11 protein-coding genes are annotated in these 14,919 nt (G+C 63.1%); 7 read left to right on the top strand and 4 right to left on the bottom strand.

The features are described from left to right. Positions 1–505: 505 nt before the first annotated feature. A complete protein-coding gene (locus tag IPF85_RS00055; protein ID WP_343406015.1) occupies positions 506–2,539 on the bottom strand; it encodes a response regulator in 2,034 nt (677 codons plus the stop codon). A 295-nt stretch (positions 2,540–2,834) separates the two neighbouring features. Here IPF85_RS00055 and IPF85_RS00050 point away from each other — a divergent pair, with 295 nt between their 5' ends. The 3 genes from IPF85_RS00050 (at position 2,835) to rhaI (ending at position 5,486) form a co-directional block, all read left to right on the top strand. Next, positions 2,835–3,875, top strand: coding sequence for a FadR/GntR family transcriptional regulator (locus IPF85_RS00050; protein WP_343406014.1), 1,041 nt, complete (start codon positions 2,835–2,837; stop codon positions 3,873–3,875). Positions 3,876–3,969: 94 nt separating this feature from the next. Further along, the gene (locus IPF85_RS00045) at positions 3,970–4,338 is read left to right on the top strand and encodes a 2-oxo acid dehydrogenase subunit E2 (protein WP_343406013.1); all 369 of its coding nucleotides are present in this window, start codon (positions 3,970–3,972) and stop codon (positions 4,336–4,338) included. Beyond that, positions 4,263–5,486: an L-rhamnose isomerase gene (gene rhaI, locus IPF85_RS00040; protein WP_343406012.1), complete on the top strand. Its 1,224-nt coding sequence runs from the start codon at positions 4,263–4,265 to the stop codon at positions 5,484–5,486. Before IPF85_RS00045 ends, rhaI begins: the two co-directional genes overlap by 76 nt. A gap of 902 nt (positions 5,487–6,388) precedes the next feature. On the opposite strand, the gene IPF85_RS00035 is transcribed toward rhaI, so the two are convergent. Next, complete coding sequence (locus IPF85_RS00035; RefSeq protein WP_343406011.1) at positions 6,389–7,072, bottom strand: isoprenylcysteine carboxylmethyltransferase family protein; 684 nt, start codon at positions 7,070–7,072, stop codon at positions 6,389–6,391. A 25-nt stretch (positions 7,073–7,097) separates the two neighbouring features. Next, on the bottom strand, positions 7,098–7,691 hold the full coding sequence (locus tag IPF85_RS00030) for a GNAT family N-acetyltransferase (protein ID WP_343406010.1): 594 nt from the start codon (positions 7,689–7,691) through the stop codon (positions 7,098–7,100). Positions 7,692–7,886: 195 nt separating this feature from the next. Between IPF85_RS00030 and IPF85_RS00025 the strand changes: the two genes are divergently transcribed. Beyond that, complete coding sequence (locus IPF85_RS00025) at positions 7,887–8,645, top strand: hypothetical protein (RefSeq protein WP_343406009.1); 759 nt, start codon at positions 7,887–7,889, stop codon at positions 8,643–8,645. Beyond that, positions 8,642–11,479 (top strand): tetratricopeptide repeat protein, encoded by a 2,838-nt coding sequence (locus tag IPF85_RS00020; protein WP_343406008.1) that lies wholly within the window; start codon positions 8,642–8,644, stop codon positions 11,477–11,479. The genes IPF85_RS00025 and IPF85_RS00020 overlap by 4 nt, the downstream gene beginning before the upstream one ends. Here IPF85_RS00020 and IPF85_RS00015 read toward each other — a convergent pair. Next, on the bottom strand, positions 11,426–12,778 hold the full coding sequence (locus IPF85_RS00015; protein ID WP_343406007.1) for a transposase: 1,353 nt from the start codon (positions 12,776–12,778) through the stop codon (positions 11,426–11,428). The two genes, IPF85_RS00020 and IPF85_RS00015, sit on opposite strands and share 54 nt — an antisense overlap. 409 nt (positions 12,779–13,187) lie before the next feature. Here IPF85_RS00015 and IPF85_RS00010 point away from each other — a divergent pair, with 409 nt between their 5' ends. Further along, complete coding sequence (locus IPF85_RS00010) at positions 13,188–13,706, top strand: hypothetical protein (protein ID WP_343406306.1); 519 nt, start codon at positions 13,188–13,190, stop codon at positions 13,704–13,706. 419 nt (positions 13,707–14,125) lie between these two features. Beyond that, on the top strand, positions 14,126–14,497 hold the full coding sequence (locus IPF85_RS00005; RefSeq protein ID WP_343406006.1) for a M4 family metallopeptidase: 372 nt from the start codon (positions 14,126–14,128) through the stop codon (positions 14,495–14,497). The last annotated feature ends 422 nt before the right edge of the window (positions 14,498–14,919 follow it).

The raw sequence follows: 14,919 nt of genomic DNA, 5'->3' as shown, positions 1-14,919 counted from the left end.
ACCTCCCACGGCGGGCTCTCCGTGGCCGGTACCTGGTACATCACCACGCACCGGGCAGGCCGCCGCTGGCGTGTCTGGCGGGGTGGTCAATCGCGCCTGATCGCCGCCATCCGGCAGGTTCAGGTAGCAGTGCGATGTCCGGCGGCCGCGCGGCCACGGCTGTTTCGCCGGTATGCGCCAGCGTGCCGCCGCTGTCTCGATCCCGACCGCGATGTCGGCAGCCTCGAAGGCGCGACGGATGGCCTCGGCGGCCGCCGGCTCGTCGTCTCCGATGATGATCCGCAGATGGGTGGCGTCCATGGCAACCTCCTAATAGTGGTAACTGCTGGGTCTGCCTGGAATTCAGACAGGATTCACAGGATTGACAGGATATTCGAACTCTCGTGGCGGTAGTTTTGCACACCGCAGAGCAAGAATCCTGTACATCCTGTTCATCCTGTCCAAATCGGCCTGCAGGGTGAGCAGTTACTAAAAGTGGTCAATCGGGTGTGGGTGGTGCAGGGTCTTACGCGTCCAGCACAGCCCGCACCCTGGCGGCCACGTCGGCCACGGCAAAGGGCTTCTGCAGCCAGGGCACCCCGGCCTGCGCCAACTCCTCGTAGCCGCCCTCGGCCAGCGCGTGGCCGGTCATGAAGAGCAGCTTGAGCGCCGGGTGCGCGGCGCGCAGCCGGCGGTAGAGTTCCAGCCCGCCCATCTCCGGCATCACCATGTCGCTGAGCACCAGGGCCACGCCGTGCCCTGGCTCAGCCAGCGCGGCTAACGCCTCGTGACCGGTCCCGGCCGACACAACCCGATAGCCCAGCCCCTCCAGCGCCTCGCCCACCGCTGCGCGTGCGGCCGCGTTGTCCTCCACCAGCAGGATCGTTTCGCTGCCGGTCGGGAGGTCCATGGCGGACGCGGGAGCCGGTGCGGCCGCCGGTTCAGCGCAGAGCGGCAGATAGAGCGTAAGGGTTGTGCCCACGCCCATCTGGCTGGTGACGTCAATGGCGCCCTCGTGCTGCTTGATGATACCGTAGACCTGCGCCAGGCCGAGGCCGGTGCCCTGGCCGGGGGCTTTGGTCGAAAAGAACGGCTCGAAGACCCGCGCCAGGTGCTCCGGCGAAATCCCCGTCCCCGTGTCGGCCACGTCCACACGCACCCACGGCCCCGGCCCCAAGTCGGGCAGCGGGGCTGGCTGGCCGGGCGCCAGCGTCAGGGTCGAAAGGGTGAAAGTCAGGCGGCCGCCCTGCGGCATGGCATCGCGGGCGTTGAGCGCCAGGTTCATCAGCGCCTGCTGCAGCCGGGTGGGGTCGGCCTGAACGATGTACTCGTTGCGGTCGTAGCGGATGCTGAGCTTGATGTGTTCCGGCAGGGTGCGTGCGAGCAGATTGACGAGTTCCTTGGCCTGCGAGAGCAGGTCGTGGGCATTGCGTTCCATGGGCGCGCGCCGGCTGAAGTCGAGGATCTGACGAATGAGGTTGGCAGCGTGATCGGCCTGTTGTCGAATAGTGGCGGCGTAGCGCTGGTGGCGCGGGGCCAGTTCGGGCGCCTTCTCGAGCAGCCCGGCGTAGAGCATGATGGCGCCCATGATATTGTTGAAGTCATGGGCGATGCCGGCGGCCAGTTGGCCGACGGTGGCCAGGCGCTCCTGCATCTGGCGATAGCGCTGTTGGTCGCGCAGCTCCGTAATGTCATTGGTGATGAACAGCCAGCTTTCGGGCGCCGCGGCGCTGCTGATGGGCTGAGCCGTCAGCGCGATGGTGCGAGTGCCGACGTGCAGTTCATGCCATTGGCCCGATGGGGGTGGCGCCATCAGTTCGGCGAGCGGCCGGCCGCCCAGGGCGGTGACGCGGGCGCTGATCTCAGCGCCAGTCAGCACGGCCAGATCACGCCGCGCCGCCGGATTGGTCAACAGTACCTGGCCCGCAGCATCGAGCAGCAGCATCCCGTCTGGCACGCTTTCGACGATCTGCGTGATTTGCTTGGCCTGCGCCTGCACCTGCGCCAGCAGTCGCTCGCGTTCGGCCTCCGCCCGCTTGCGCTCGGCGATGTCGCGTTCCAGTGCGCGGTTCGCCTCTTCGAGCTGCACCATCTTGGCTTCGAGCTTGCGGATCAGGGCATGATTGTACTGCTGATAAAAAGGTTCATCGGTCGGGCGCGGCTCCTCGTCCGGGGCCAGCCGCTGCGCGGCGTGATTTGCCAACACTTGGCGCACCGCCTCGACGAAGGCATCCGGCTCGGCCGGCTTGACGATGAAACGCGCCGCGCCCAGGCTCAGGGCAAGCGCCTCGTCCTGCGCATCGGTGTAAGTGGCGGTGTAGAAGACCAACGGCACACGGCGCAGATGCTCATCGGCCATCCACGCGCGGCACAGGCCGAAACCGTCCATGCCGGGCATCAGGATATCGGTGATGATCAGGTCCGGCGCCTCGCGGCGCGCCATCTCCAGCGCCTCGATTCCGTTGCGGGCTGACCGCACCGCGTAGCCATACGTCCCCAGCAGCACCTGCAGCAGGTAGAGATTCTGTTCCTGGTCATCCACGATCAAGACTTGGGTCATCGTTCACCTCCATCGGGTACCCATTCATCACCGGCGCCGGTAGGGGCATGATCTGCACTGGTCAGACACATGGGTAGGGATCGTTATTCAACGCAAAGGCGCAAGGGCGCAAGGGCGCGAAGGGCGCAAAGAAGACGGATACAAGGCCGGCCAAGTCACAGATGGCTGGCTTTGTCGCTCGTTCGGCGCCATTATAGCGTGCCAGGGGCTACAACGCAAAGGACGGCCAATGCGGGGAGGACTTGGCAGGTCGCAGCGGCTCAGGTATAATGGCATTAATAATTGGTAATACCACATGATAACACAAACAGCAGACCACTCGCACAATGACGAAGCGCACCGTTCGTTCGGGCGCTCTGTGCTGGCGCTGGAGGCGCGTATGACCACGTGTGAACCGACCTTTCGGGCGTTACGGCGTGAAAAATTAAGCGAACAGATCAGCCGGCAGCTCCTGTCGGCCATTACGCAGGGCTACTACGCAGAGGGCAACCGGCTCCCTCCTGAACGCGACCTGGCCGACATGTTCCAAACCAGTCGCGTGGCGGTGCGCGAGGCCTTGATGACCCTGGCCGCGAAGGGTATTCTGAACGTGGAGCATGGCCGAGGCTCCACCGTCAACCCGCGCACGCATTGGAATGTGCTGGACGCTGGCCTGTTCATGCTGCAGAACGGCGAACTGGCCTTCGAGCAGTTGAACGAAGTGCGGACCATCCTGGAACCGGAAATGGCTGCACTGGCCGCAGAACGGGCGACCCCGGCAGGCCTAACGGCCATGGCCGCACTCATCGCCCAACCTCATGCAGAAAATGTCGAGGAGCATGTGGAGTTCGACACCAGTTTTCATCTTGAAATCGCGAAGGCGAGCCAAAATACGGTCCTCCTGATCCTGATGTCGTCCATTACGGATTTGTTACGCGAGAGCCGCCGGCGCACCTTTCAGGTGGCGGGCGAGTTAGAGCGGGCCTGGGAGTGCCATCGTCAGGTCTATGACGCGATTGCCGCGCATGATCCTGTTGCCGCACGCCAGGCGATGGCCGATCACATGGTCAGGCGCAAGGCCCCCCCCCCCCCCCCCCCCCCCCCCCCCCCCCCCCCCCCCCCCCCCCCCCCCCCCCCCCTCCCCCCCCCCCCCGCCCCCGCGGCCCCCGCCCGGGCAGCAGCTGGGGAAGACCCCAAACGCCCCACGAGACCACGATTTTCCGTTCCTCCTCCGCGTGCCTTGTCCGTGCCCGGCCGAGGCAGCGCACCGCTGGCGAGCCGCCGCCGAATGAATTCGGGGCTACGGGGCGTTCCGCCGCAAGGTCGGCCTGCGCCGACCGGAATGGTTACAGTTTGAGGATAACGCTAAATGCATAACGAGACCACGATTTTCCGTTCCTCATCAGCGTCCTTGTCCGTGCCCGGCCAGTCAGGCAGCGCACCGCTGGCGAGTGAACTGCTGCTTGCATGGGGTGGATACCTTTACGCCCATCATCACGCCGCCGCAAGCTGCCATTCTGGGCATCGGCCGTCTGTTACGCAAGCCGGTGGTGGTTGCTGACGACCGCATCGAGGCGCGAACCCGGCTGAGCCTCAGTTTGACCTTCGATCATCGCCTGGTTGATGGCGCGCCGGCCGCGCGTTTCCTGGCACGGGTCACGCAGTTGATCGAGTTACCCTACCTAACGAGGCGATGCTGGAACTGGAAGAAGTGTTTCACCTCGACTAAGGACAGGAGGCAGCCATGCCAGAATCACAGAGCGGGTACGCCGCCCTCGCCGATACGCTTGCCGGCCGCGGCCTTGATCTGGCCCGCGTGAAAACCGCACTCAAACAGCAGCACATCGAAACCCCGTCCTGGGGCTACGGCGACAGCGGCACACGGTTCAAGGTCTTTGCCCAGCCCGGCGCCGCGCGCACCGTCGAAGAAAAAATCGCCGATGCGGCTTACATGAACCGACTAACCGGCATCGCGCCCAGCGTCGCCTTGCACATCCCGTGGGATACGGCCGCTGACTGGGCGGCCCTGAGGCAGTTTGCCGGCGAACTCGGCATCAGGCTAGGGGCCATCAACCCCAATCTCTTCCAGGACGATGTCTACATGCTCGGCAGCGTCTGCCATCCTTCAGCGGCCGTGCGCCAGCGCGCCAGAGATCACATGATCGAGTGCTGCGCCATCATGCAGGCAACCGGCAGCGACATCCTGTCGGTGTGGCTGGCCGATGGCACGAACTACGCCGGGCAGGATAGCATCCGCGCACGCAAACACCGGCTGCAAGAGACGCTGGCCGAGGTCTATCCACACCTGCCGCCTGGCAGCCGCATGTTGCTTGAATACAAATTCTTCGAGCCGGCCTTCTACCATACCGACCTGGCCGATTGGGGCATGGCGTACGCGCTCTGCCAAAAGCTTGGACCGCAGGCTGAAGTTCTGGTGGACACGGGGCATCATGCGCAGGGCACCAACGTGGCGCACATCGTGGCGCTGCTGCTGGACGAGGGCCGCCTGGGAGGCTTCCATTTCAACGCGCGGCAGTACGGGGACGATGATCTGATCGTGGGCAGCACCAACCCGTGGGAACTGTTCGTCATTTTCAGCGAACTGGTCAGCGCGGGCGAAGGGGCAGCCAATGTGGCCTACATGATTGACCAGAGCCACAACATCGAGCCGAAGCTGGAAGCCATGCTCCTCAGCATCCTCAACTGCCAGACGGCCCTGGCCAAAGCCCTGATCGTGGATTATGCCGCCCTGCGCGCCAGGCAAGAGGCCGGCGACGTCCTCGGCAGTCATCTGATCCTGGCGGACGCGTTCCAGACCGATGTGCGTCCCCTCCTGCGGCAAGTGCGGGCCGAAATGAATGTGCCGCTCGATCCGCTGGCCGCGCTCAAAGCCGACAGCTACGTGCAAACGGTGGCCGCGGCCCGCGGCGCGGCGCACGCAGCCAGCAGCGGCTACCCCGGCGCCTGACTCAGGCAACGGCCTGCAGGACACGCAAGGCCCGCAGGGTGGGTGCATTGGGCGCGAAGGCGTTTGGAGCACGAAGGCACGAAGTGGCACGAAGGGCGCGAAGCACGAAGGGCGCGAAGGGACGCGCCGCGGCGAGTAGGTTTCTCATGTTTGGGCTCCATTGGTATGCAGGGCCATTATCGCGCCGCGTCACAGGCGCGTCAAGCGAAAATTGGCTCAGCAGACGAAAGGGCATTTCTCAATTTCCTCGTTCGTGGAGTAAACTATCCCTGTCTGCCGACGCGACGCGTATCTCATCGCGAGCGTTTGGAGCGCGGGCGTTTGGATCACGAAGGCGATCACGAAGGGCTCGCACGTTTGGATCACGAAGGCGCGAAGTGGCACGAAGGGCGCGAAGAGACGCGCCGCGGCGAGGGCCTTCGCGCTTCGTGTCCTTCGCGAACCTTCGTGGCTTCGCGCTCCAAACGCCTTCGCGCTCCAAACATCCGTAGCATGTGAGTGATCGCGCCCTATTTCGAGGCCTTGCCGGTGCTCTGTTCGACCCTGAACTCGACGATCCGGCGAATCAGGTCCTTGGGCAATGGCTGGCCAAGTGGGAACTGCACCGAGCCCTTCCCCTCTTGGGGCGGATCTTCTTGAACGCCCGCCCGCTGGCGGGATAAAGCCCGCCCGGAGTTTGCCGGGTGTTCGTGGTTCGCTAGCCATGGATTGGCCGCCCCTCCGCCCCCCCTTTTGCTCCCCCCCCCCCCGAGCGAAGCCCCCCGCATTCACCCCCCGCTCGTCTTCTAATTTGTAGGGCGCCGGCGGGTATCCGCGTCTAGCAGCCAGGGGAGGGGATCGGCGAGGCGTTGCGTTTGCCATGACATAGGTCACTCCTTGTTAGCGTAGCGTTTCTCTCTCGCCTACCAAATGCCCGGCAACAGGCGATAACGCACCTGGCGCGCATAGCCGGCATAGCCGATCAACTCCACCTGCAAGGTGCGGTCTTCGAGTGCCGTGCGGAGGATGAGCAGGAGGACGCTCAAGCCGCTGATGATCAAAGCCGGCCAGGAAGCGAGCAAAACCGGCACAGCCAGTTCAAATAGAATTGCGCCGATGTAGGCCGGATGCCGCACGTAGCGGTACGGGCCGCCACGGACGACCGTGTGGCCGCGCTCAGACTGAATGCGCACAATCTGCGAGAAGAACGCGTTGGAAGCCGTCGCCCAGACCACCAGGGCATAACCCAGCACACACAGGGCCAACGCAGCAAGCTGCGCCGCCGCAGGCAAGCCGCCTGTCCAGTCATAACGCTGATCCAGTCCGGCGATGATGTAGCGCGCTAACTGAATCAGGCCCAGAAGGCTCATGATAACGGTGTCCCACGGTTTTGCCCCCTTACGCGGCCCCAGGCGCTCAGCCAGCAGGCCTGGGTTGAGGCGGATGAGGGTGATGGCCATCGCCGCGATCCAGGCGGCCATGACCGCGAGCGCGGCCCAGCCCGGCCACCAGTCCAGCCGCCCGGCGGGCCAGAACAGTGCTACGCCCATGCCGAGGAGACCAAGGGTCTCGCGGATGGCATATCGTACCATGAGCTTGGTGTCCATGTCCTTTCACCTCACAGATCACTATTCAGAGGTTCTCAAGAACGCCCACCACCTGCAACCACGGCGGTTCGGGAGACGGATTGTTCTCGATCCGCATGCCCAGCTTTCTCATCACCCCTATCGAAGCGACATTGTCATCCATCGTCGTCGCGATCACACGCCGGAGCCGCAGATACCGGAACGCATAATGGATCAGCGCTTGCGCGGCCTCCGTTGCGTAGCCGTGGCGCTGATGGGCTGGGGAAATCGCATAGAATAGGCCAAACTCCGTTGAGTAAAGGCTGGCGCCTCCCAAACGGTCGCCAGGGGCGAAGCCAGGCAACTGTTCAAAGGGGGCCAGGCAGGGCACAAAGCCACAAGCGCCGATCAGTTGCCCCGTTGACTTGAGGACCACCGCGCGATCGCCATACGGCGGCTGGTGGAGCTGCGCGAGTTGCGCGTCATTGAGCACCGCCCACTGCAACCACTGGGCGCGTTCGGTAAGCGTCTCCATCTTATCGGTACGGAGATCTGCCTGGCTCAACTCAACATCGAGGAGTTGATAAACGTCCTGCAGGTCTTCGAGCACAAAAGGCCGAACCAGGAGGCGTGCGGTTTCGAGAACGGGCATTTGGGTCATGGCGCTAATTTGTTATCCTCCAAATCAGTTCCAAGTGCACAGATGGCATCACAGGGTCATTATCGCGCCGCGTTACAGGCGCGTCAAGCGGAAATTGGCTCAGCAGGCGTAAGGACATTTCGCGTTTCCCCCGTTCGTGGTGTAAACTACCCCCGTCTACCGACGCGACCCGTGTCCACACCGAAAGGAGTTGCCATGCTGACCCTACGCCGCATCTGGAACGACCTCCGCAAGGGCGAAAACGTTGACCTCTACCTGACCATCGCGGCCGCGGTCGCGTTCGTGGTGTTGAACCTGGTGGGTGTGGCCCCCACGACCTTGCTCGCGCCCTTGACGCTGGCCGTGCTGGCGCTGCTCGCGATCACGAGCCTGGGCAACCGCCACCGCATGGACGAGCTGCTGCAGCAGCGGGAGCGATCGCTCGACGACTTCTTCCGCGAGGAGTTTCCGCCCAGCTACAAGTCCGATCTCGAAACTGCTGAAGAGCTGTGGCTGGTGGGCGTCAGTCTGCACCGCACCGTGACCAGCAACTACCCGCTGCTCGAACGCAAGCTCCAGCGCGGGCACCGGCTCCGGGTCCTGCTGGTGCACCCGGACGGCGCGGGGCTGGAGATGGCCGTCGCGCGCGGCTACACCCGCCGCGACTTGGAGAAGAAGCGCCAGGAGATCCTCTACGTGCTGGACTTGCTGTGCGACCTGCGCCAGGCCGCGCCCGGCCGCGTCGAGGTGCGCACCATCCAACACCCGCTGGCCTACGGCGCGCTGGCCGCCAACCCCGACACCGGCGCCGGCGCGCTCTACCTGGAGCATTACTGCTTCCGCGTAACCACGGAGTCCATGCCGCGCTATCTCTTGCGCGTGCAGGACGGCCGCTGGTATGACTTCTTCAAGACCGAGCTCAAGGCACTGTGGGCGGCCGGCGCGGACTGGTCGTGCCAGGAGGGAACGCCATGACACCGCAAGCTGATGTGTTGCTCGTGACTGTCACCGAAGTCGAGGCTCAAGCCGTCTTCAGGGTGTTTCTCACAGCAACTGGCCAGAAGGCGCGGCCCGAGACGATTAACGGCCGAGTCTATCATGACCTGGGTATCGTGAACGACGTTCGCGTGTTCATGGTGCAATCCCAGAAGGGGACGAGCGGCCCAGGAGGTTCCCAAGAGACCATTGGAAAGGGTATCGAAGCCCTTTCGCCTTCAGCGGTGATCATGGTCGGTATCGCCTTCGGGGTCAACGAAAAGAAGCAGACCATCGGCGATGTTCTAGTTTCTGAACAACTCATGCTGTACGACTTGCAACGCGTTGGCGTGGACAAGGAGGGTCGGATCGATATCATCCCGCGCGGCGACCGGCCGCACGCCTCCACCGATTTGTACAACCTGCTTCAGAGCGCTGACCTCTACCAGGTAGATGAAGAAGATGAAGAAGACGAACCCTCCAAGGGGCTCAAGGTGCGCTTTGGATTGGTTCTTTCGGGCGACAAGCTGGTAGATAACGTTGACTTTCGAGACCAGCTCATCAAGTTCGAGCGAGAAGCCATCGGCGGCGAGATGGAGGGCGCGGGATTGTACGTAGCTTGCCAGGACCGCAAGGTGGATTGGATCCTCGTCAAGGCCATCTGCGACTGGGCGGACGGCAACAAGGGCATGGACAAGGACGCGCGGCAGGCGACCGCCGCGCGCAACGCCGCGCAGTTCGTGCTGCACACACTGCAAACGGTGGGGTTGAAGTTGGAACGACGTGCGGCGCTCGCATCCCCGCCGCCTGTCCCACCCTCGCCGCCGCCTCCCCTCCGTTCCACCTTACCCTCGCAGCCCTACTTCTTCGGCCGCGCAGCGGAACTGCAGAGCATTGCCGAGGCGATTTCGCCCGAGGCGCGCACCTGGGGCGCGCTGATTGACGGCCCCGGCGGCATCGGCAAGACCGCGCTGGCCGTGCGCGCCGGCCACCTGGCCCCCGCACAAGATTTCGCGGCCAGGATCTTCCTCTCGGCCAAGGTACGCGAGCTGACCCCCGCGGGCGAGCAGCCGCTGGCCGACTTCATGCTGCCGAACTACATGGCGCTGCTGGCCGAGTTGGCCCGCGAGCTGGGGCAGGCCGACATCGCCAGGAGCGACCCGGCCGAGCGCGCCAACACGGTGCGCCGCGCGCTGGCGGGCCAGCGCGCGCTGATCGTGATTGACAACCTGGAGACGCTGAACGAAACCGAACGCATGCGGGTCTTCCAGTTCCTGGCCCGCCTGCCGGAGGGCAACAAAGCCATCGTCACCAGCCGGCGGCGCAGCGACGTGGACGCGCGCGCCATCCGGCTGGACCGCCTGGCGCTGGCTGACGCGCTCTCGCTGCTGGACGAGTTGGCGAAGCGCAACCGCCTCCTGGCGCGTGCGACCGCGGCCGAGCGGCAGGCGCTCTACGAGCTGACGCACGGCAACCCGCTGCTGATCCAGTGGACGGCCGGGCAGTTGGGCCGGGGGCAGTGCCGCACCGTGGCCGCGGCTTGCGATTTCCTGCGCGCCGCGCCGGCGGGCAACGACCCGCTGGAATACATCTTCGGCGACCTGGTGGAGGGCTTCAGCGAGAGCGAGACGAAAGTCCTCGCCGCGCTGACGCACTTCACCCAGCCGGCCAAGGTGCCGTGGGTAGCCGACCTGGCCGGGCTGGCTGAGCCGGCCGCGCTGACCGCGCTGGAAGACCTGGCCGACCGCGCCCTGGTCGTCGCCAGCCCCGACGGCGCGACCTTCCTGCTGCCCCCGCTGGCCGCGCACTTTCTGCGCCGCCGCCGGCCCGAGGCCGTGGCCGCGACCGCCGGCCGGCTGACCGACCGGGCCTACGCGCTGGCGCTGGAGAACGGCTACCAGAAGTACGAGCGCTTCCCCGCGCTGGAGGCCGAGTGGCCCACGGTCGCCGCGGCCCTGCCGCTCTTCCTGGCCGGCCCCAACGACCGCCTGCAAACGTTGTGCGACGCGCTCGCGACCTTCCTGAACTTCTTCGGCCGCTGGGACGAGCGGCTGGCCTTGTTCGAGCAGGCGGAAGCTAAGGCAGTCGCGGCCCAGGATTGGTCGAAGGCGGGCTGGCGCGCCGATGGGGCTGGATACATGTGCTATCTGCGCGGGCAGGCGGCGGAGGTGCTGCACTGGGCCGACCGGGCCGCCGAACACTGGCAGGCCGCCCGCGCCGGCGCGCGCGAACGCGCCTCCGCCATCCGCCTGCGCGGCCTCGGCCACGGGTTGGCGAAGGACTACGCCGCGGCGATTGCGGCGTACCAGGAAGCGCTGGCGTTGTGGCGCGCGCTCAACGCGGAGAGCGAGGACGTGGCGATCGGCCTCAACAGTCTCGCCCGAGCCGAGCAGCTTGCGGGCGACTACGCCGCGGCGGAGCGCGACTACGGCGAAGCGCTGCGCATCGCGCGCAAGATCAACGACCGCGAAGGGGTCGCCACCTACACCGGCAACCTGGCCGAGTTGGCGCTCGATCGGGAGCAGTGGCCCGAGGCCGAGCGGCTGGCCCGCGAGGCGCTGGCGCTGGCCGAGAAGCTCGGCCGGGCGGAGTTGGTGGGGTTCGACTGCCAGCGCATCGCCGTGGCGCTGCTCCGCCAGGGCCATCCCGCGGAGGCGTTGCCCTTCGCCCGCCGCGCCGTGGAGATCATGGCGAAGCTGCGCTACCCGGATCTGGACGAGGCGCGGCAGGTGCTGGCGGAGTGCGAGGCGGTGGTGAGCGTGGGCGGGGAGCACCGCCAGCTAGGGCGAGTTGGGGGTAGGTTGAGCGACATGAATGCGGCCCAAGGCGGCTAGTTTACTGAAGATGCGGGCCAATAAAACTGGCTCGGGCTTTTCGGGAAGCATTTTAATGGTCTCGGTCACATATTTGGCACCGCGATAGTGCGCTTTAAGGTCTAGGACGCTGCAATCTGGGTCTGTGTCGTGGAGATTGCGCAGTAAGCCCTGGGAGAAGTTGACCATGAACAAAGAGAGGTTGGCGGCATTGGTGACGGCGGTTTCGGAGACATTCATGAAGTCCTCCAGGCCCCAATACTGTTTAGCGTCCCTGAAGTTGAACTCGATTTGGAATCTCAGACAATAATAGTCAACCAGTTTGTCGTAGGCGAGCGTGAGATCGCTGCTGAACAGGGTGACATGGGCGTAGGCTTGCGTTTGCAGATGAGTTTTCAGGATAACCACGACATTAAGCGGCTGGCTAAACTCTCTATGCAGGCATCGAATATGGTACATGCGAGTTTCGATCTGGCCGTCAACGGTCGTTTGTTTTAGGTACTCGACTGGCAAGTTCTGGTAATCCAGCTTGTCGCCGTATTTGCGGTGCGGCCCACGCCCTTTGTAGGGGCCAGTATAAGGTAAGTACAAGGCCGAGTCGGAGCGCAGCTTAGAAATCAGATGTAACTTGCACTGCTGCACCATGTGCAGGGCAAAACGGTTACCAAAATGCCCGTCCAGGGCCAGATAGGTCAGAGGGATCAATTTGCCCATAAGTTTGAGTTGAGCTTCCAGCATGGCTTGGATGCGAAGCAGTTCCGGCGACAGGGTGATTTCGGTTGCCGCTTTGTTCTTACTGCCTTTGGGGCGGCCCGGCTTGCGCGGCTCAGCCGGTTTGGGCGTCTGCTTAGCGACTGTCTTGGCACGGTTAGCCGCTTTTTCTTCCTCGCTGCGCACGACTTGCTCGATCCGCAGCTGAGATGAGCGGCGTTTTTTGGTGTTGACCAGTGCCAAACTGAAAAAGGCCAGGCCGGGAATCACACGGCCGAATACCCCCGCAAAAAAACGATCCAGCCCGTGGGTGTGGTGCCCCGCTTTGCTCACCACCACCTCGTCGCCAACCATGATGTAGACATCGTCTGGCCGATATAGATGCTGGCGGAAAAACGCCCAAAACAACGTCGCCCACGGCACTACCGTGTAGAAAAAACGCTGTACCGTGCGATAACTGCCCCCTTCACCGGCCCAGCGCGAGATGCCAAGCATGGTCACCCGCCCTGTCATGGCCAACACTGCCGCAATGATGCGGCTGAGTTGGCGCAGCGTCGTCGCCGTCACTAATGATTCGATACACTCTAAACGTGCTACAATATCAGGCATGGGCTTTCGCTAGTCCTTGTGTTGTGATTTTCGTAAACTATCAACAACAACTTTACTACGAAAGCCCGTTTAGTTCACATTTGACTTACCCCCATTTTGGCGAAGGTATTGATCGGCGAAGGCGTCCGCCTCATCACGCCGAGAGAATTGCCACCCAAGAACTGATCCGTGGGGTGGTCACGGTGTGTGTTTAGGGTTCGTGAAAATATGACTTCTCGTGTCTCAGCGTTTTCTCGGCAAAATGCGGAACCTGCTCTTCACGAACCCTTCGTAATTTGTTCTATCAAAAGGAGTTTGCGATGAAAACCCATTCTGTGATTCTGACTGTTGTCCTTACGCTGGTGTTTGTACTCTCCCCACCTGCGGAATTTTGTCGTCCCAGGCGCCCCGCCGGTTGTTTGGGCTGACGATGGCACTGTCGAACCGGGCTCGCTCTGTTCCGGAGGCCCACCGCCCGATGACCGCAGTGGCCTGGGTATGTCCAGGGCCTGCATCCCCTTTCGATCCGCTGCGGGTCGAGCAACTGCAACGTCAAAACCGACGGTACCATCCGGTTGGACATACACCCGCAAACCGGCTACTTGCGGTTTATCGGCACCGATCCTGCTCATTTTCTGACTGGGCCGCACCTGACGGCCAGGTCATCGTGGAGCCTGTGGCTGCCAAGTTTCACCTTCCTGCAACAGTACGGCACGTTGTTTGGTTTGGGAGTGATCCGGCTCAAGAACTGCATGTCAGGCACGTGCGTACAAGCGAGACGGGCTGTTCTGTACGCTTTCAGCAAGTTCATGCCGGCATTCCGATCCTGGCCGGAGAGATCATCGTCGAGTTGGACGCAGAGAGCCATGTCTACTCGGTCAGCGGCGAAATCCTGCTGGGACCGGCGGTGTCATTAGAACCTGCGATCAGTGCTGGACGCGGCCCATGAAGGCGTTCGGCATCCTGGGCAAGGAATATGGCTTCTGCTCCACGGACACCTCTTCGTGACGATCACGCCAACGTTGTGGATTTACAATCCGATGCCTAAGGGCGCCCGGAAATGGTATGACATCTCTGGTCTGGCAATTGGAGGTGACAACTCACGACTTGGCGCCGATCCGAGAATTGCGTTGGTGGATGCCCAGCGCGGAATCGTGCTGCCCCATTTCAACCAGGTGGACACCGCGCAACCGCCTGACTTGCAACACCAATCACAGCTCGACGCTACTTCAGGAACCCTGGTGTGCAACGAGTCCAATCCTACGGGCAGCGGAGGCGATACGCATGCGGTGGGCGCTCGCGGCGCGCCGGGCACACGTATGATTTCTATAAGGCTACTACGGTCGGGATAGCATCAATGGCGCCGGCATGTCGCTGGATCTCCAGTGTCCATTATTGCCCGCCGACGTGGCCAGGCGCATGCCCATACAACAACGCGTTTCTGGAAATGGAAGCCAGATGGGTATGGTGACGCCGTCGGTTATGCACTGGCCGACGACGTGCTCGCACACGAATTATCGGCATTGTGTGACCCAGCATGAATCCGGGCCTCTTTACTACTACCAATCCGGCGCCATCAATGAGTCCTTCTCTGATCTCAGGGGCGAGTTCGTTGATCTTACCAATGGCGCCGGTAACGACACGGCGCCGGTGCGCTGGTTGTTGGGTGAAGATATTGGCGGCGGTGGCGCCATCCGCAATATGCAAAATCCCCGCCTTTCAAGCATCTGGATAAGATGACCAGTGTCTATTACTAAACCGGCACTGGTGATAACGGGGCGTTCACTATAACAGCGGCGTCAAAAGTAAGGCCGTCTTTCTCATGACCGATGGAGGCTCATTCAATGGTCGAACCGTCACGGCTCTCGGCATCGCCCAAAAACAAAATCTACTACGATGTGCAGACTAACCGCTTGGCCTCCGGTGGCATCTTTACGGCGATCTGTACAACCTTGCTGTACCAGGCCTGCCTTAGTCTGGTCGGGACGGCCGGTATCACACCGGCCGATCGCCAGGAAGTTCAGGATGCAAACCGATGCCGTGGGAATGAACCTGGAGCCCGTGTCCGGCTACAATACCGACGGGTGTCTCTGCCCGCAAGCAGGCCAGGTACCCAATACCACTTACTCTGATGATTTCGAAGGCGCTCTCACGAACTGGAT

It is taken from the genome of Candidatus Amarolinea dominans (assembly GCF_016704685.1).
GTDB classification, from domain to species: Bacteria; Chloroflexota; Anaerolineae; order SSC4; family Amarolineaceae; genus Amarolinea; species Amarolinea dominans.
Note: the sequence above shows the minus strand (reverse complement) of the source record. Positions and strands in the feature narration are given on the sequence as shown.